Genomic DNA, 19,263 nt, shown 5'->3' on the forward strand with positions numbered 1-19,263 from the left:
GTTATCTTTGGATTATTAATCATTTCTTACAGTCAGTTCATTTTTAGCTAACATACTCGTACTAGATGTTAGCTAGATTAAACAAGATATTTTTAGAGTTATCAGGAAATTTAAATAAGGGAATCCAAAATGGTTCTTTTTCCCACTTGGCCCCTGTAATTCGAACCATTATCAACAATGGTTTGTTCTTGTCAACATTATTTTCTATTATTTCAGAAACATTACTGTTGTTACCTGATAAGACTGCACCGATTCCTTCTTTATGTTTGCTCTTGCCAATATTGCTGTCCAAAATATATAAAAATTGAACTTTGTCCGACGAATTTCTTTCATACCATGAAATATATTGAATGATTATCTTCGAGCGCCATCCTCCTGATGATAGTATTGGTACGTTGTTAATTAATTCTGTTGCGAATGACGTTTCCACTGTATACACTTTTTTGGGATCTTTACATTTATTAAGTATTAATTGGTTAATGTGCCTTGTTACATTTTCTATATGGTTTTTACGATATTCAGGTTGTTTAGGGAAATAAGTAGATCCCGCTTTATATGCTCCTACTGAAGTAGGTATTACGTTTGGGCGTGTAGGTTTTATAACATTTAAGTCTAGATATAAAGTGTCTTTTTCCTGTTTCGCATTGATTATTTCCCTTTGTGTTTGATCATGAATGCTAATTTCCTCAAAAAGTTCAGCCAACTCATCAGGTATAAAAATCCTCGTAACATCTAAATCATTTGATCTGTAACCACACATTCTAGCGTGTTGAAGCAGCGTGTCCACTTGCGGTGAGGATGAGTTTCTACCATAATAAGTGGTCAATAATCTAGGGATGGTGAGCCCTCGTCCTAATTTGTTTCCGCCTATTAGTATATTATATTTTTTAGAGGATTTAATCTCACTATGGGAAGACGAATTAATTATCATAACGTTAAAGCTAGTTATATTTCTACGCAGGGTTGTTATAACTACATCAAAGTTAGGACAGTTATTTGGGTACGTAGTTTTTATATCTTTGTAGCACTCAAATAACACATCAAGGTAAGCTTTTGAATCTCTTGAGCTATCTTCTTGAATAGATAGATACAGTTCTGTTTTGAATATATCAACTAATTTTTTTATCTTCTCATGTATTTTTTGAAATGGGCTTATATGATAAAGGTACGAGTAATGCATTTTTGAAGGATCTTGCTTAAGTTCGTTGTCTTCAATGATTTTTATTGTTGCTGCCACCATAAAAGAACAAAGTGACTTGAGCATCCCTTTAGGTATAATTAGCCCATTTTCCGTTTCATCAGAATGAATTAGGTGCTCAATCTCGGTAATATTTACAGGCCTAACTATTTGTTTCCGATGCGTAGAAAAAAAAGTATCGATCCCTATATAGCCATCACTATCTTCTGGCATCACAATAAATTCAGGTGAAAGGCCACTATCTCTATCCTGTAAAATTATTGCTTGGGGAGTAGCGGTTACCTGTAAATAAAGATAGAGCCTCAACTTTTTACTAAGTTCTAACAATTGTTTATTTATGCTGCTGGGAGGACTATTTTCTAACCGCTGATTGGTGTTTAATCCAATTGCATCAGCCTCATCGTCTACGACTATGGTTGGTAAATTATGTACATCATAGTCTTGTATGAACTCTAATAGTTTATTCAAGTCACTAGGATGCTTTTTGCAGACCAAAAGAACACCCTCGTTTTTTAATACCTCTTTTATAAATAAGGGACTCTCATTATTAATTGTAGAAATGTCTTTAGTTAATATACCTTCATATGAATCGTCAGCTCGCTCAAGTGTTTGATTTTGTAGTACGGTATTATTATCTGTTAATACAATGAAAAGTTTGTATCCGTTATCAGCTGCTATTGCTATACACATATTAATAATATTTGTTTTACCACTCTGAATCAATCCATAGAGAAGACCAAAACTTTTTCCCTCTTCATTACTAGGCTCTGGGGCCTTTATCATAATTTCCTTTGCAGTTTTTAATACTGATTTTGCCGCATCTTCTGATCCTGTATCTATTTCAATAAATTTAGAACAATGCTTGACGTTTACACCATCTAAATTAATTACCATTTTCTAAACCCCAATCATATTTTTCTTTAATCTTATAGTATCCACATAATATATTATATGCTAAAATTCCAGTTAATAACATATAAAGTCAAGATGGAGATGCTAATAATGGTAGTCGTAGAACCTAGAGATAGTTTTTCACTAGCTCTGTCGGAATCAAAATTTTATAATAGATTGTCAGAGATAAGTTCTAAAAATCACGCGGTGACTCAGCTTCTTTCTTTAGTTGAGGAAAGTTGCTTAGATGCATATCAAAGAACAAAGTCAATTATTAAATACATGAAAGAGTATACTCTACATGATGGGGATCATCTGTTTAATGTGTTACGTCTAATGGAAATATTGGTACCTGAGGAGTTGTTTCTAAAGCTCACCCCACTTGAATTAGCTTTATTTATCTTAAGTGCCTTTTACCATGATATTGGTATGGCTCCAGATGAAAATGATGTGTTGATATGGGTTGGGGCGATTGACGAAAAAGAATTAAAACCGGAACAGTTAAAGTTGAAAAAAGATTATGTAAGATTTTGTGCCGCGAAACCAAGTCTGCATCAAAAAATTAATTATTTGAAATCAATCGGTAAAGATGCCCAATCACAAGTTTTGGAAGGTTATCGCCTATCAGAATGGATACGAACCACTCACGCAACGAGAGCAGCACAAGTTGTTAGAGCTATGACAGACAAGCTTGTGTACAAAGATACTAATTTTGCAGAAGTATTAGCAATAATCTGTCAAAGCCATAATGAAAATAATATATATATTCTTCAAAAACAAGAAGTTCTAAATACTTGCTTGCTTGTTGGAAGTGATGAATTTGTCAATTGTGCTTATATAGCTATTATTTTGCGGTTGGCAGATGTTCTCGATTTTGATGCTAAACGTGCACCAAAAGTCTTGTTTGAGCATTTGGGTGTAAGAGATCCAATAAGCTTACAAGAGTGGAAGAAACATCGTGCAATTGAGGCATGGGTGATTAACAAGCATAAGATACTATTCTCTGCTTCTTGTACCCATCCTGCAATTGAAAAATCAATAAGAGACTTTTGCACGTACATAGAGCAAGAATTAAATACTTGTAATAAAGTGCTCGAAAAACTCACGTATCTTTCTGGCATGGAGGAACGAAAAAGGTTATATCATGTTAATGCGGCTAATAACGTAGATACATCCCAGATCAGACCCGCCTATAGAGATGGTAAACCTCTGTATGACTATGAAGACATTACATTCAGTCTGAATCAGTACAAAATTATTGAGCTTCTTATGGGAACCAATCTATACGGTAACTCTATGTATGCATTAAGGGAATTGATTCAAAATGCTGTAGACACTTGTAGACTCAGGATAGTTAAGCAAAGACATTGGCAAGTGCCATATTCTCCTCTGATTACTGTGAAGTTTTATAAGGAAAATGGTGTTGATGTTCTAGAAATAGAAGATAACGGAATGGGAATGGACAAGGATATCTTAATTAAATATTTCTCGCAAGTTGGAACCTCATATTACCGTTCATTTGAGTTCTTGGAGGATATGGCGGAACTATCCGAGGAATTTTCACCAATATCAAAGTTTGGAATTGGATTCCTATCGTCATTTATGATAGCTGATTCTGTAGAGATAAAAACAAATCGCTTGTATAAAGCCTATAAATCAGCTGATAATGGAATGTTAATTAGCATACAGGAGGCTACTGGATTTTTTCATATAAAAAATATCGAGTTAGATCAACCGGGAACACATGTGAAGATGATTCTTAAGGAAAATCATCCTTTAGGAAATACAAATGATATTGAGGAAAGCTCCACTCTACTGAACTCAATAAGAGGTATCGTTCGCCATCTTGATATTCCTATACTAATAGAAACGGATAATTTTAGAGTTGAATTGCAACCTACTGATTTTGATGTTGAATTTGGTGTAGGACAAATTGAGAACATTCTTACATTTGACTTTTATTTAAATGGTGAGTTTGATGGTTTAAATGGACTTGTTAAATGCATTTTCCTATCCGATGGAGAAAATATAGTTAACTATGTCGAGCAACCAGTACAACAATTTACTTCTAACGGTAGCGATCTAACATATAAGAGTAAGTTAGTGTTGCAACCAGGAGCAATTATTCAAGAAACGGAATTTATTGAAAATACTAATAGGGCCCTTGTAAAAAACTTTGGTTACTTGACAATGGAGGGCATTAGTATAGCTGGAGATATTTTATCGAAAATACAGTTACCTTTTCCGATACATTTTGATATTGAATTAACGAAAGACATGACTGTAAATTTAACTGCTTCAAGAAACGAGATTATTTTAGATGAAAAATGGTACCATTTAATTGAGTCAATATCACACGTTTTGGCGAAAAGATTAGTAGAACGATTGGATAGTAATGAAAAGATTATTATGTTGGTTGAGGCATTAAAGGGGGTTGCTGAAAGTGAGCGCATTATTAACAACATAAGAGAGCAACTTGAGATAAAGGTAATAGACGAAGCTAGAAAGCTGTTTAATTAAAATAAACTTGAAAGATACATTGTAAAGTTAATATTTCCGTTATTTTGTGGATACAAACCGTGACCATCTATTGTTGACGACTTGTTGACGAATATCGTCAACAATCATAAAAACAAAAACAAAACGAACAATACACTATGGATAAAACCCTTATATATTAAAGGTTTTATCCAATTAACACAGAATCCAAACAACTCCCACATGTTCCCGCATACAGTACATATAAAAAAGGGCTATACATAAGAGTCTTTACTCTTATGTATAGCCTCCAATTAAAATCTTATCGTTCTGATAGAGTGAACCTCTTTACTTGTTATTATCAATTGTGTGTACTATTTCTTTCGTAATATTATGAATCATTTTAACTTCACTAAGACTTCGTTCAAGCAACATCTTCTTATGCACTTCAATAATCGTTTCCTTCTCCAAATGCTGCTCATCTATATCAATATCTCTGAAATCAAATAACTCATAAAGCGTGATCCCAAGAGCTTTCACGATTTTATCTAACGTCTCCATAGAGACATTAACCAATCCTCGTTCAATTTCTCCAATGTAACCTTGGGAAATTTGCATTTTCTCGCCTAACTCGGCCTGAGTTAGGCCTTTTTCTTTTCTAAGTTGTCTGATCCGGTTCCCGAGTAAAGTTATGAACTCCGACAATGGAATCACCCCATTTCCAGAGTAAGTAAACCCAATCAATAGTTGAACGGCGCAATAACGTTTATTAATATTAAAATATATGTTAAAGTGGTTATTGAAATAGTATTGACTATTTTAGTCCTTCTTATACATAAAGGAGTGCTGGAAATGAACCCGGATTATTCATGGATAATAGCAGTAGTCATGGTTCTTGGATTTATATTGTTTTGCTTTCTGGAGGTACGGTCTAGAGATAGGGCCGAAAAAGAACTTCTTGGCAAGAATCGAACCGCCTCCAAATCGACTAATAAACACGAAGAACAGAAGAATGAGAGGCAAGACGTTAACTAGCAGGTCAGTTTTCACGGTAGTATGCTTTTCCTGCCTCCCTCCTCCCCCACTCCCACATCGGCTTCCGCGTTCGGGACGCGGTTTGTTTCTACATCATCTACAACCAGCGGTTCGGTTTGATGCCGGAGGAGCGGGCGTTTGACCTGCAGCTGCTGCAAAAGATTTTGCCGCGCATCCAAGGGAGCAGCCAGTCGGTGAAGCGGGTGTTGGTGGAGTTGATGCTGATGTGCTTGGGCCAGAAGAAAAATGTCGAGGAGCTGGTCAACGACGCGTCGGACCTGTACAAGCCATGGCGGCGGTACGCGGATGCGCCACAGGCGGTCTACCCGCAAAGCGCCCGCAAAATAGCCTATATGCTTCGGAGGTTGGAGGATGATGGATTCACCTCGTTCTGGATCTCTTAATTCGAGCGTCGAGCTGCTGCGTGTGGAGACGAATCTTTTTGACCTGTATGTGCAAGGCAAGCCGTTTCATCCGACTGTAGAGACGCTGCAGCTGCATCGGAATGATGCGCAGGACTGGGTGGAAGCGACGCTGGATGTGGTTTCGCACTCGCCGCTGTTGACGATCGAATCGGTGCAGGTGTACTCGCCCGAGCAAGGGAAGATGATTGACGCGCGGGCGGAAAAGGTGCTGCCGTGCTTTTACGAAACGCAGACGTACCAGTTGGTCATTGATAGCAAGCAGGACGGCAAGCTGGCGTTTCATCACGATAATGTCTATTTGCGTCAGGCGATTAAGCCGCTGGCAGGCGGGCGCATTTTGTCGGGGATGTTGAATTTTCAGAATGAGGTCGGGTATACCGACCTGGATGTGCTGGTGAACGGAGAGACCGGGCTGCGGGTGCGGCTGGAGATTTTTCCGTCGAAGCTGGATTATAAGCGGGATTATGAGGCGATTTTGGCGGATGTGAATGAGCAGATTTACAATTTGTCGTTCGATTTTCTGCGCAAAACGTATCATTTGACCGGGCTCAAGGAGACGCAGAATCAGAGTTTGACGGAGTTTTTTGCGATCCTGCAGCATGTGTTTCGGCAGATGATTGGGGCGGTCGAACGGATTCAGCAAACGCCGCATCATCGGCTCTATAAGGAGCAGCGCGTGATGGACAGTGCCAAGGTGAAGCGGGCGGGGAAGGAAAATGTGGCTTTCCTGGCGCGGAATCCGCATGTTTTGGTTCGGGATGCGAAGCATGGGGTCGTGCAGGTGGGGGAGGAGCGCTACCGGCCGACGAAGCTGATCGAGACGAAGCGGAAGCTGGATTATGACACGGGGGAGAATCGTTTTGTCCGCTGGATGCTGGAACGGGTGGACGGGAAGCTGAAGCAGGTTCTGGCGCATCTGGCGAAAAAGGAACGGAGGCTGGACCCGCAGCTCGTTGAGAAGATTACAAAAATGCAGGCACAGCTTCGCCGTTTGCTGCAGATGGATTTTGTGCGGGAGGTGGGAGCGATGCGGCAGATGTCGGTATCGCTCGTTTTGCAGATGGCGCCGGGCTATCGGGATGTGTACCGGACGTATTTGATGCTGCTGAAGGGGCTGGCGATTCAAAGCGATCTGTATCAGCTATCGATGAAGGATTTGGCGCAGCTCTACGAGTATTGGTGTTTCCTGAAGATCCATCATCTGCTGAGCCGGAAGTACAAGCTGGTCAAGCAGGATGTGATTCGGGTGGATCGGGGCGGGCTTTTTGTCACGTTGGATAAATCGTCGCAGAAGGCGAAGATGGTGTACGAAAACCCGCAAAACGGCGAGCGGTTCACGCTTTACTACAACGCGCTTCTGAGGAATTCGCCCACGCTGTCCCAGCGGCCGGACAATGTGCTGACGCTGCGCAAGCAGGATGCGAATCAGCAGCAGCGGGTGTATAAGTATGTTTTTGACGCGAAGTATCGGCTCAATCCTGCGTATGAAGGGACGGCGTATCACGAGAAGTATGACGGGCTGCCGGGACCGGAGGAGGACGACATCAACACGATGCACCGGTATCGGGACGCGATCGTGTACCAGGCGGAGCAGACGAACGAGTATGAGCGGAGCATGTTCGGGGCGTATGTGCTTTTTCCGTATGGGGATGAGGAGCGGTATAAGCAGCATCGGTTCTATAAGAGCATCGAGCTGATCAATATCGGGGCGTTTCCTTTTTTGCCGAATGCGACGGGGCTGATGGAGAAGTTTTTGGATGAGCTGATTTTGGATAGTCCGGAGAAGGCGTTCGAGCGGTCGACGCGGCCTAGCGGGACGGGCGATTACTACGTGAACAAGCTCGGCGGCAAAAATGTGCTGATCGGCTCGCTCCGGGAGCGGTCGCAGTTGGAGCTGGCGAAGCGGCATCTTTTCTACCATATGCCTCTGGAGAATATTACAGATCACAAGGTGCTGACGCAGCTGGAGTACATCGCGATCTACCAGTCGAAAAATTTATTCGAGGCCGGGCAGCAGGGCGTGTTCTTGTACGGCAGAATCGCGGATTGGCAGGTGCTGCGGCGTGGGCAAATTACGGAGCGGCCGGCGAAGGCGGGGACGGAGAATCGGCTGTTCGTGAAGTTCACGATCGAGTCGTGGGAAACGCGGAAGACGCCGATCCTGTCGGGCGGGCAAGGCGTGCACACTTGTCTGTATGCGACGAAGTATATGTTCGACCGGGCGCTCGAAATCGCCGAGCTGAAGCTGGAGACGGACGAGCAGCTGCGGGAATGGCGGGAGAAGCGGCGCCTAGGGCGCGTGAAGGTCGAGTTAGATCATGAGCATGTGGATGAGGCGAAGCGGGTGATTGGGATGAGGGTGGAGTAGGGGGGAACTTTGTCCCTCAATGTTTAAGAATACGTTTATTTGAAGTGTCTTATTAAGCTCAAGTGAAGGGGACAACAACATTTAATTTCATAGAAAAACCTCTCGAAGTTACTTTTTCGAGAGGAGAAATACTCTATTATTCTCTTTTATAGCTTTAAGAATTCTTTTCTCATCACTATTAAACTGTTCTGGCAAAGTGATATTTGTAGAAATCGGAATTCTTCTTCCAAATCTGTAATGTACAGAGTTGAAAGAAGTTTGTTTTATGTTGTTTTTCGGAATAAGAATTTTGTCTGGGGTGAATAAATTGTCACTATCACCAATTAATATACAATTGTCCAAATCAGAATTTAGTAGATACTTACTAGAGTATAGTGTCCCATCCATTAGAAGAATATTTACTTGTACTTTTGAATGACTTAAGAAATACCAGAACTTTCTCAAAGGGAGAAATAACATTAAATAAATTAAAGATAGTGAAAATAAAATGAATTTGTAACTAATTGGAATTTTAGATAATTGTAATAAAACTAACAAAGAATTCTCCTGATTAATTGAAAACCTTAGATTTGCATCAGATAGTATTGCATTTATGAAATATCCAAAAGCTAATGAGAAAAATAAAATATAGAGTACCATCAGGAGAAATAAGGAAGTCAAAAGGGATTGATTTTTTGAACTTGATCTTTCATCAATTATTGCGATTCTGTTTTTTATACGTGGAACAAACGCTACGATTAATACTACGATAAAAATGCTTACTCCAAATGGTAGAGAAATACTTGATTTAAAAAAGATTTCTATATAGGGGAATAATGAAAAACTTTGAATATCATTGTTTGTAAGAATGCAAAAATACAGCCCGGTAAATAACACTGAGAAAATAGAGAGAGTAAGTATTCTAAATGCTCTTGTTGTACCATTTGTATGTAATTTTTCTTCTTCTGACATAAAAAACCTAAGATTTTTGAGCATAAAGCTGATAGCCGCAGTTATTATTGGGATGCCAATTGCAATCGCAGTAGCACCAATGCCACTAAAAACCCATTGAATATTCTGATCAGTCATAGTTTAAAAATCAACCTCTTTTGAATTTTAATATCTTTATCGACATTTTAACCTGCATTTTTAACGCAATTTATGTATAAGTTGCATTAAAATTCCGAATATTCCAAAAGAGGGAGTGAGGAAAAGGAGTAGAGTTCAACACCGACTGTTCGTGAGGTTCACGATTGAGGCGTGGGAGAAGCAGGAGATGCCGATTCTGTCAGGTGGACAAGGTGTGTGGACTTATCAATATGCGAGATTTTTCAATGGTATAATAAGGAGCTAGTATACTCTTTGGACGATGGAGGGATATCATGATCTCCAAAAGAATTGATCATCAAACAGCAAGTGCAATTAAATCGCTGCTTCAAAAACAAAATATCCATTATGGACGTGTGCTGATTGATTTCGAAATGCAGACTGTAGAAGTGCAGGTTGAGGATTACTCCATTGATGATATCCTTGAAACGGCGGGGACTTTATCTCCTGAAAGAGGAAAAGAGTTACTCGATGAAGTAAACCGATCTCGTGAGGGAGTGCGGGGGATTTGCAGGTTAAAACGGGTGGATTGTCTAAATTGAAAAAAAAAGCGGATTTTGAACCTATTTCAAAACCCGCTTTTTGCCTGTTCAATTTTCTTTCAATCGACCAAAATAGCAAAAGTAGTTTTAATAGAATGACGGTCACTTTCACCGGTAGTATATTCGGTAGCGGCTTCGATTGTGTACGTTCCTTTTGGCAATAGCCAAGGCTGTTCCATCTTTAAATAGTTTTCTTCCCCAAAACGAAAGTAATTATAGTTTTCAAGATCCGTGTAAGGTAAAGCGCGAAACGTTTGATAAAACGGATTTACTTTGGTAGTCGACAAAACGTCTTGCACACTTGAAGAAACCGTGAATCCACTTTCATCCTTAATCGTAAATTTAATTACTGGTTGACCGTGCTGTATCTGAAGACTTTCATCGTTTAGATATCTTAATGCTGCAAAGATTTTTATTGGCTCGTGCGCAGGATAGGTTTCTTTCTGAGAATGGATCGACAGCGCAAAATCATTGTCTTTATTTTCATTGCTTATTTCCGGAGTGAACTCAAAATCATTGCCTTGCTCAATACTTATTTGATTCTTATCCCCATCGTATGAAATTCTCCCGTTCGTTCTTTCTACAAACTCTCTGACCGGTACATATGTACGTTCTTTATAGTAAACTAGATCGTTTAAAGGGTCGTTTGCTTTTCGGAATTCTGCGTTATTAATAATCATCGAACCTTTAAATAGGTTGGCATTTATGATGTCTGAAGCATTTGCGATTGAAACAGTACTGATTAAAGTTAGTAATACTAATAGATATAATAGTTTTCTTTTCATGAAAAAACACCTCCTGATAATTTAAAAATGATTATTGAAGTTGTAATTAATATATTATAAAATATACCAAATTATAGGTGATTCTCAAATGGATGTTTTTATTAGTTGGAAACGGACGAGCAGCTGTGGGAATAGTGGGAGAAGCGGCGTCTGGGGTGCGGTGTAGGTCGCCTGGCGAGCTGATGCTATAGTGGAATACATACAGAATGGAAGATTTCCGGGTGAGCGATCATATACTAGAGGCGGTGATGAAAAAATGCTTCATCCGCTGGCTGCCTGGTGCTGCTGGAACTTTCTTGTATCCGCGGATGCCGAGCTGCTTCCGGATAAGCGGCGGCAGATGGATCGAGCGATCGCCGATCGGGTGCAAGCGCGTGATGGAATGACGACGGGCGTACAAGCAATGCAATCTAACATGAGGGGGAAGCGGGATGGCTCCTGTTAAAGTATTGTTTTGGTTCGATGTGGAGGACTTCATCAACGACGAGTCGGAGGAGGCGCTGCTCGCGCTGCTGAACACGCTGGATGCAAGGGGTGTGAAAGGTATTTTCAAGCTCGTCGGCGAAAAGGCGAGAAAGCTGGAGCAGAACGGGCGCACGGATATCCTGGAGAAGCTCAGCCGCCATGAGATCGGCTACCACACCGATCTCCACAGCATTCACCCGGTCGTAACCGAATACCTCGAGCCGCTTGGCTTCCGCGAAGGCACCGCCGAATTCGACCGGCGAGAAGGGCAAGGCTACCGCGATCTGGGCCGTATCACGGGCAAGCCGGTAGTCTGCTACGGGCAGCCTGGCGCAGCGTGGGCTCCGCAGGCGTATCCCGCACTGCGCAAGTGGGGAGTGCAGACGTATATCGATAACCACGATCAGATAACGTTCGGCGGGAAACCGTTCTGGTACGGCGGTCTGCTTAATTTGACCTCGCCAGTCGGCTTGATGAAGATGCCGCTGGTCGACGGGGCTCTGGAACGGGCCAAGCAGCGCTTCGACGAGCTTTGCGACCTTCAGCAGGAAGATCCGTTCGGCATCATCAGCATTTACTACCATCCGACTGAGTTCGTCTTCTTGGAGTTCTGGGACGCTGTGAATTTCTCTAAAGGCAGCAATCCGCCGAGCTCGGAATGGGTGAAGCCTTTCATGCGCCCGGCCGGAGATATGCAGCGGTATATTGATAGGGTGGGCGATTTTGTCGACTACACGCTGAGCCGTTCAGACGTCGCCTACATAGGCACGGAGGAATTTGTGCGTTTGGAGATTTCGAATTCGGCAGCGCTGAGCGAGGAAGAGGTGCTGCGGTTTGCCGATCGGGTGGGAGATCGTCTCGGCTATTTATCCGAGGGGAGCAGGTGTTTATCGGCCGGCGAGCTGTTTGCCGTATTCCGCAGTAGGCTGCTGGGAGAGGAACCACTGCCGGAGCTGCTCTACGGACCGGAACGAGAAATGCCCAGCGACGAGGTTGCTTCCGTGTGTGTCGCGGATCTGCTGGCCGCCATACAAGAGCCGCTGCCGCTGATTGAAGGGTTCCCGCAGCTGCCGGATCGGTTCCGTGTTGGCGATGCCTGGGTGAACCCGGTGGATCTGACTTGTACGCTGGCGGCGTTAATTAGGAGCGGGGCGGTCCCTGGCGCGAACGATGCGGAGAAGCGCATTCCATTGGTACGGGGCAGGCTGACGGCTGATGAGCATGCATCGGATACGGCGGAGTGGACGAAGTACTGGGTCATTTTCCCCGAAAATTTTCAAGTGCCGAATATTATCGAGATGTCCAAGCTTCAGACGTGGACGATCAAGCCGGCGCTGTTCGCACCGGCGTAAGCTTGAGTCTCGGACTTGAATAAAGAAGCGGTTGGTCAGGCAAGCAGCGATTGGCTTTCGGACGCCTGCATCGAACGAGTGAATGAAATTTGCCGGTTGCCGACAGTGGAAGGCGGACATGCCGGTGCGGATACGATGATTATGCAAAATTTCGTCCGGCAATTGGAAGCCGGAGATTCGGTAGGCCGGAAGTCGGGCCGCGTCTCGGCGCGGAACCACCTGATCGCTTTCGCCGCCGAGCACTCGCGGCTGACCGGCCAGACCCTGGATTAGGTCGATTTGAAAATTATTGATTCCTCTTTTTTAATCGTGAAGTGGAGCATCTGCCTAGAAAGCAGGTGTTCCGCTTTTTTATGTCCAATTAAATGCCGGTATTAAATGAGGTAGAGGATGATGTTCATTATTAGAGACTGTCGATTTCATCTAGTCATTAAGGTTTCAATGTCCAATTTCTGGAGGGACGTAGTCGGAGTAGGGCTGTCCTGTCGCCGAAATCATTGGCCGGCCATTGATGCACATTCAAGTTGTTTTATTTGCGCTTACACACCGTAGAATCGCGCCGTTATGCAGTTTATAGCAAGTAGTTTGTTTTTGTTTGCCGTCTCGGATAATTTGTTTGTTTACGGATGAAAGCGCATTCTGGTTCAATGATGCCATAGAGGAGGGAGAAAGCCGATGGATGTGAGTCGAGCCGGAGCCGCGATAAACGGACAGAGAAACGGCCAATCGATCAAACGTGGCGCATGGAAACGAATAACGGCAAACAAATATTTGCTTGTGATGCTGCTTCCGGTGCTGCTGTATTTTCTTATTTTCAGCTATGTGCCGATGTACGGGGTTGTCATTGCCTTTCAGGATTATTTGCTCGGCAAAGGCATGCTCGAAAGCCCGTGGGTAGGCTTGAAGCATTTTCGCGATTTTTTCAAATCGATCTTTTTTGCCCGCACGTTCATGAACACCATATTACTTAGCGTCTACTCGCTCGTTTGGGGGTTCTGGATTCCGCTTGTATTCGCGTTATTCCTGAACGAGCTGAAGGGCAGGGCGGTTAAGCGATTCATTCAAACCGTCAGCTATTTGCCGCATTTTATTTCGCTGGTCGTCGTAGTCGGAATGATGAAAATGTTTCTCGACCCTATGAGCGGCGTCATTAACGGAATGATCGCCGCCCTCGGCTTCGACAAAATCGACTTTTTCGGATCGTCGGAATGGTTCCGCACGCTGTATGTGTCGTCAGGCATTTGGCAGTCGTTCGGCTGGAGCTCGATCATTTATTTGGCGGCGCTTGCAGGAGTCGACCCGACTCTGTACGAATCGGCGGACATCGACGGGGCGAGCCGATTGCAGAAGATGTTCTATATCACGCTGCCGTCGCTCTACCCCGTAACGTTCCTGCTGCTCATTCTTTCGCTGGGCAATATGATGAGCGTCGGCTTCGAGAAGGTCATCCTGATGTACAGCCCGGCTACTTACGATGTGTCCGACATTATTTCTACGTATACGTACCGCAAAGGCATTTTGGAGAAAAACTACAGCTTCGGCACGGCCATCGGTTTATTCAATTCGGTTATCAATATGACGCTGCTCATTGTTTGCAACTGGCTCAGCCGCAAGGCGACCAAGCATTCGATCTGGTAGTAGGGCGTGTCTGAAAGGAGTGAGAGAAATGAGAAGAAACGCGACAAGCGATATGCCGTTCCTGATTCTGGTTTGGATCGTATTGGCGCTTGCGGTAGCTGTGACGCTGTATCCGTTCGTTTATGTAATCAGCATGTCGCTGAGCAGTCTGGAAGCGGTGGCCGCCCAGAAAGTGAAACTGCTGCCGGTTGGTTTTTCGCTCGATTCCTATAAGCTCGTGTTCAGCAACCCTGACTTGCTGCGCAGCTACTACAACACGATTTGGTATACGGTCGTCGGCACAGCGCTGAGCGTCGCCGTAACAATTTTGGGCGCCTATCCGTTGTCCCGCCGTGAGTTGATTTGGCGAAAGCCGTTTATGCTGGCGATTATCGTGACGATGTATTTCAGCGGCGGGATGATCCCGGGCTTTCTGCTGGTCAAAAATTTGGGGCTGCTCGACACCCGCTGGGCGATCGTCATTCCGCCGCTTGTCAGCGCGTTTAATATGATCGTGTGCAAGACGTTTTTCGAAAGCACGAACGAGAGTGTCATCGAGTCGGCGAAGCTGGACGGCTGCAATGACATCGGGATTTTATGGAGAATCGTGCTGCCGGTTTCGATGCCGATCGTCGCGGTGATGGCGCTGTTTTACGCGGTCGACCGGTGGAACAGTTATTTCTCGGCGCTGCTGTATTTGCGGGACAGCAAGCTGTATCCGCTGCAAATTTATTTGATGAACACGCTGATCCAGGATAACGATTCGTCGGCGATGCAGACGGTCGAGGACGCTGCGAAACGCGCGATGATGGCCGCCCAGATCAAATATGCGCTGATCATTGTGTCCACGCTGCCGATCCTGTTCGTTTATCCGTTCGTGCAAAAATATTTCGTGAAAGGAGTGATGCTCGGTTCTGTCAAAGAATAAGGGAGACGGAGCAACGGTTGAAGCGCGCAGGCTGGCAACCGGCAAAAAGCAGGTCATTTCAAATCGGGACTAAGGGGAAATCAAACATGAAGAAAATGGCAATTGCATCGATGACGGCCATGCTGGCGGCTGCAACTGTCGCAGCAGGATGTTCGACGAAAGAAGGAGAAACGCCGAAGCCGTCGGGAGGGCAAAGCGCCCAGCCGTCCACATCTGCAAGCCCGCAGTCGGCCGCCCGCAAGCCGGGAGATCTGCCGCTGACGAATGAGCAGGCGGAGCTGCGTATCGCTACGTATGACAACCTCTATACGCCCAAGAGCTATGCGCAAAACCTTCCGGTTTTCCAGGAAATCGAGAAGCGGACGAACGTAAAAATCAAATGGGAAGTATTCCCGGCCGCGCAGGCGCAAACCGTGATTGATACGATGTTCGCGGCGGGCAGCAATTTGCCTGACATCGTGTTCGGCGCCAACGACATCGCAAAGCTGAACGAAGGCGGACAAATTCACGACCTGAAGCCGTTCATCGAGAAATTTGCGCCGAATATTCAGAAGCTGTACAAGGAAATGCCGATGGTTCGCGCGCTGACGACGGACCCGAACGGTGCCATTCTAAGCATCCCGATCGTTGCCCTTAGCGAAGACTTCAGGCCGACTTATCTGATTCGCCAGGATTGGCTGGATAAGGTCGGGAAGAAGGTGCCGACGACGATCGACGAGCTGGTGGATGTGCTTAAAGCGTTCCGCGACAACGATCCGAACGGCAACGGGCAGAAGGATGAAATACCGCTTGCTTTTCCTCCAGGCTTCATGGATTTCATTGCAAGCTCGTTTGATACGCATCCGCGGGGCAATTTCTATCCGGACGCGAACGGCCGCATCGAATATGTTCCGATCACCGACAAGTACAAGGAATACATCAAGTTTCTCAATATGCTCTATACGGAAAAACTGATGGACCCGTCCTTCGCCACCTCGACGAACGACAAATTCAACGCGATGATCAGCGGGAGCGTAACGGGCGTAGCCATTCAATATATGGGCAATCTGGTTCCGTTCGAAACCTCGAGCAAAGGCCAGTGGACAGGGTTCGTCTTTCCGAAAGGGCCAAGCGGCAAAGCGTACGCAGAGCGTGTAGCGCCGATTTCGGGCGGAGCGGTCATTACAAAGCAGAGCAAAAACCCGCAGCTTGCTGTCGAGTTCATTGATTACATCATGGCTACCGAGGACGGCAAGCGTTTTGCCAACTGGGGAATGGAAGGCACGAGCTACAAGAACGAGAACGGCAAGCTTTCCTTCACCGACTACATGTTGAACAACAAGGAAATTCCGGACCCGCTGCGGGCGCTTGGCGGAAACTGGAACTTGCCGCGCGTGCAAGCTCTGGACACGGCCAAAATCCTCAACGGCGAAAAAGTATCGAAGCTGAACGACGAATTAAAGAAGATAATGGTTGACGCGTATCCGGCCTCCCAAATTCCGATGACGAAGGAAGAGAAGGCGTCCTTAAACGAAGGCTGGGCGGATATGGAAACCTACAAGAGCGAGATGGTCACCAAATTTATTATGGGTAAAGCGAATTTCGACAAAGACTGGGATACGTATGTAAGCAAAATGAAGCAGCTCGGCATTGAAGGCAAGATTAAAATCGAGCAAGGCAAATACGAGCGTTATAGCAAGATTATGAAAGGCAATTAACTTTGTGTGGCAGGATAAAAGATCGATTTCATCTTAAGGGGAGGCGAATCGGATGACGGGACACAACGAAGGGGATAAAGGAATCAGCAGAAGGAAGCTGCTTGCTTCAATCGGAATGGCGGGCGCCGCATTTGCGGCGGAAGGATTGCTTAGTCGCGGGCCGATCGGCTTTGCCGGGATTGATGGAGAAAGCGTGACGAGCGCCGTGTATGATGAGAGCGGCGGAGCTGGTTTTTGCGGGGAAGGCGTATTGTCGGCGACCATCGCGGGTCTTCAAGTTATGTCCTGTACGCCTCCGCCCACCCTTTATTATGTTACCGATTCCGGGAAAGAAGGGATGTTTGCCTACGATCCGGCGGATACGGCGGCTGCCGATGACGCCGCTATGGTGGTCGTTACCGCAACCGGCGCCAGATACAAGCGCATCTTGACGGGTAGCCGGATTAATGTCAAATGGTTCGGGGCAAAGGGCGACGGGGCTGCCGATGATTCGGCGGGGATCCAGCAGGCGAACGATTACGCCGCTGCGCGAAAATACGAAGTGTACTTTCCTGTAGGTACGTACAAGGCGTACAATTTGCGGCCGACCGCTTCGTGGCTGGCGGACGGCAATGCCGTTATCCGCAATCGCCGGGACGATTGCACGACTGCCCTGGATCGCTGGCTTTTTGTTTATGTTGCCTCCGCCAAAGACATTGTACTGGATGGATTGACCTTCGACGGAAATGTGGCGGCGGACCCGGCATCATGGAGTAGCGGCAATTATGATTCATTTACGGGCTCCATCGCTTGCGCTGTTCAAAATTCCAGCCGGATCACGATCCGCAACTGCGTGTTTCAGAATAGCTACATGTCACCCTTGCGCCTCCAGGAATCCGCAGACATAGCCGTTGACAACTGTCTCATGCGGAGAGGCCGGGGCAACTTCGGCGACGGTTTGTATATGGACAATTGCCATAACGTACAAATCGTCAAATGCTTCGCCGAAGATTATACGCGCATCGGTTTTGTCGCCGAGCACGGCTGTACGAACATTACGTTTTCCCAATGCTGGGCGCGCAACGGGCATGACGGCTCAATCCTGTATGGCGGCGGAGAGTATACCGGAGGCTTCTGGGCGGAGAACAGCCAGAACGTTACGTTCTCGCAATGCGTAGCGGAAAATAACCGGCATCGCGGCTTTATTGCGTGTACTGGGCCGTCCACGCCTAGTCTTGCTCCGACAACCAATTTTTACCTGAAGGCCTGCGTTTCGCTGGATAACAAGGAAACCGGCTTTCTTCTCGGCACCTGGACGAACCATCCCGTGAACATCGTCTGTGACGAGTGTTATTCGCTCCGTTCGGAGAAAGGGTTCCTGATGACCATATTCGACCATCGCGATGTGATCACGCTTACAAATTGCTACGCGTACATTCCTAATGTTGCAGGTGTGGATTCCGTCGCGTACGCGTTGCAAAATTACGAGATGGGGACGGGATCAACGGTAACGGCCAAAATCAATATCATCGATTGCGTCTCGGATTTTGGTTTGTTGGACTATACAAAACTGCAGTCACAAACATCGGATATGGCCGACTTCGCTTGCTTGACGTCGCCTGTACCCTACAGATCGAGCGGCGGCGGGAAGGCGGTCATCACGATCGACAATTTTGTGAATGCAAAGCAGGCGAATTCCGTTATCATCAAATGCCGCAAAGGTGACCCGACTTTCCGTATTAACAACAGCTATGTCACGATTCCTATTATCCAGGATTTTAAAGAAGTGCGGCTGACGAATTGCGTGCTGACAACGCTCGATCACGAGCTGGGGAATGCCGCTTCGCTGGGGAATGTGACGTTAATCGATAGCGAATTGCAGGGCGGACTCCGAATCACGACGAAAGGGCGGATGACATTCCGCAATACCTTGTTCCGCGTCGCGGCGGGCAAGGCATTGTCCCTCGTTCGTTCAGGCGTCGAATTCACGCAGTTTTCCGATTGCCGGTTTGAGAAGAATATGACGACCGCAGGCGCGATTGTGCAAATCGATTCGACGCTCGCTGCGAAGTCCCGCTTTTTTTTCCACGATTGTTTGTTCTATAACACCGTAAATACGACCGCCGCAACGGCCGCTTATGTCGATTGCAGCAATAGCACCGTGATCGCGCCTTATTTCTCCGGTTGCTATTCCGACGATACCGTGCCGAACGCATTGCAGATTGCCGGCACGCTGAGCGCGCCTGCGGGGGATACGGTCATTCCTATGCACTAGCAACTTGCAGAGTATTGCAGTTTGCCGTCGGCTACGATCATGACATCACGTTTCGGCGTATGTTCAAAAAAAACGAGGAGATCACACCCGGCGAATATCGTGAAGGACGAAGCCGAGGCAGCTTGGAAACTTGAATTTCGGA

Annotated in this window: 15 protein-coding genes; 11 read left to right on the top strand and 4 right to left on the bottom strand. The window is 45.6% G+C overall.

Annotation, left to right across the window (positions count from 1 at the left end):
* Nucleotides 1-61: 61 nt before the first annotated feature.
* Nucleotides 62-2,092, bottom strand: coding sequence for a Z1 domain-containing protein (locus DQG23_RS25715; protein ID WP_113033905.1), 2,031 nt, complete (start codon nucleotides 2,090-2,092; stop codon nucleotides 62-64).
* 108 nt (nucleotides 2,093-2,200) lie between these two features.
* Between DQG23_RS25715 and DQG23_RS25720 the strand changes: the two genes are divergently transcribed.
* Nucleotides 2,201-4,609, top strand: coding sequence for an HD domain-containing protein (locus DQG23_RS25720; protein ID WP_158560684.1), 2,409 nt, complete (start codon nucleotides 2,201-2,203; stop codon nucleotides 4,607-4,609).
* 306 nt (nucleotides 4,610-4,915) lie between these two features.
* On the opposite strand, the gene DQG23_RS25725 is transcribed toward DQG23_RS25720, so the two are convergent.
* On the bottom strand, nucleotides 4,916-5,272 hold the full coding sequence (locus DQG23_RS25725) for a helix-turn-helix domain-containing protein (RefSeq protein ID WP_158560685.1): 357 nt from the start codon (nucleotides 5,270-5,272) through the stop codon (nucleotides 4,916-4,918).
* Between the two features lie 449 nt (nucleotides 5,273-5,721).
* Between DQG23_RS25725 and DQG23_RS25735 the strand changes: the two genes are divergently transcribed.
* Complete coding sequence (locus DQG23_RS25735; RefSeq protein ID WP_113033909.1) at nucleotides 5,722-6,006, top strand: hypothetical protein; 285 nt, start codon at nucleotides 5,722-5,724, stop codon at nucleotides 6,004-6,006.
* Nucleotides 5,975-8,395 carry a restriction endonuclease-like protein gene (locus tag DQG23_RS25740; RefSeq protein ID WP_337589411.1) on the top strand — a complete coding sequence of 807 codons (2,421 nt, stop codon included), beginning with the start codon at nucleotides 5,975-5,977 and terminating at the stop codon, nucleotides 8,393-8,395. The genes DQG23_RS25735 and DQG23_RS25740 overlap by 32 nt, the downstream gene beginning before the upstream one ends.
* 108 nt (nucleotides 8,396-8,503) lie before the next feature.
* Here the strand turns inward: DQG23_RS25740 and DQG23_RS25745 are convergent, their stop codons facing one another.
* Nucleotides 8,504-9,463 (bottom strand): hypothetical protein, encoded by a 960-nt coding sequence (locus DQG23_RS25745; protein WP_113033910.1) that lies wholly within the window; start codon nucleotides 9,461-9,463, stop codon nucleotides 8,504-8,506.
* Nucleotides 9,464-9,756: 293 nt separating this feature from the next.
* Between DQG23_RS25745 and DQG23_RS25750 the strand changes: the two genes are divergently transcribed.
* Nucleotides 9,757-10,023 carry a hypothetical protein gene (locus DQG23_RS25750; RefSeq protein ID WP_113033911.1) on the top strand — a complete coding sequence of 89 codons (267 nt, stop codon included), beginning with the start codon at nucleotides 9,757-9,759 and terminating at the stop codon, nucleotides 10,021-10,023.
* A gap of 59 nt (nucleotides 10,024-10,082) precedes the next feature.
* Here the strand turns inward: DQG23_RS25750 and DQG23_RS25755 are convergent, their stop codons facing one another.
* Entirely contained in the window at nucleotides 10,083-10,808 is a 726-nt protein-coding gene (locus DQG23_RS25755) for a hypothetical protein (RefSeq protein WP_113033912.1), read from the bottom strand.
* A 221-nt stretch (nucleotides 10,809-11,029) separates the two neighbouring features.
* Here DQG23_RS25755 and DQG23_RS42265 point away from each other — a divergent pair, with 221 nt between their 5' ends.
* The 7 genes from DQG23_RS42265 to DQG23_RS25790 all read left to right on the top strand — a co-directional run bounded on the left by DQG23_RS42265 (nucleotide 11,030) and on the right by DQG23_RS25790 (nucleotide 19,121).
* On the top strand, nucleotides 11,030-11,194 hold the full coding sequence (locus DQG23_RS42265; protein ID WP_158560686.1) for a hypothetical protein: 165 nt from the start codon (nucleotides 11,030-11,032) through the stop codon (nucleotides 11,192-11,194).
* 45 nt (nucleotides 11,195-11,239) lie between these two features.
* Nucleotides 11,240-12,625: a polysaccharide deacetylase family protein gene (locus tag DQG23_RS25765; protein WP_113033914.1), complete on the top strand. Its 1,386-nt coding sequence runs from the start codon at nucleotides 11,240-11,242 to the stop codon at nucleotides 12,623-12,625.
* Nucleotides 12,626-12,640: 15 nt separating this feature from the next.
* Nucleotides 12,641-12,898 carry a hypothetical protein gene (locus DQG23_RS25770; protein ID WP_113033915.1) on the top strand — a complete coding sequence of 86 codons (258 nt, stop codon included), beginning with the start codon at nucleotides 12,641-12,643 and terminating at the stop codon, nucleotides 12,896-12,898.
* Nucleotides 12,899-13,300: 402 nt separating this feature from the next.
* Complete coding sequence (locus DQG23_RS25775) at nucleotides 13,301-14,263, top strand: ABC transporter permease (protein WP_113033916.1); 963 nt, start codon at nucleotides 13,301-13,303, stop codon at nucleotides 14,261-14,263.
* 28 nt (nucleotides 14,264-14,291) lie between these two features.
* On the top strand, nucleotides 14,292-15,170 hold the full coding sequence (locus DQG23_RS25780) for a carbohydrate ABC transporter permease (RefSeq protein ID WP_113033917.1): 879 nt from the start codon (nucleotides 14,292-14,294) through the stop codon (nucleotides 15,168-15,170).
* An 86-nt stretch (nucleotides 15,171-15,256) separates the two neighbouring features.
* Nucleotides 15,257-16,867, top strand: a complete 1,611-nt coding sequence (locus tag DQG23_RS25785; protein ID WP_113033918.1) for an extracellular solute-binding protein — start codon at nucleotides 15,257-15,259, stop codon at nucleotides 16,865-16,867.
* Between the two features lie 52 nt (nucleotides 16,868-16,919).
* On the top strand, nucleotides 16,920-19,121 hold the full coding sequence (locus tag DQG23_RS25790) for a right-handed parallel beta-helix repeat-containing protein (RefSeq protein ID WP_113033919.1): 2,202 nt from the start codon (nucleotides 16,920-16,922) through the stop codon (nucleotides 19,119-19,121).
* Nucleotides 19,122-19,263 lie beyond the last annotated feature (142 nt).

It is taken from the genome of Paenibacillus contaminans (genome assembly GCF_003285015.1).
In the GTDB taxonomy this organism is placed as follows: domain Bacteria; phylum Bacillota; class Bacilli; order Paenibacillales; family NBRC-103111; genus Paenibacillus_V; species Paenibacillus_V contaminans.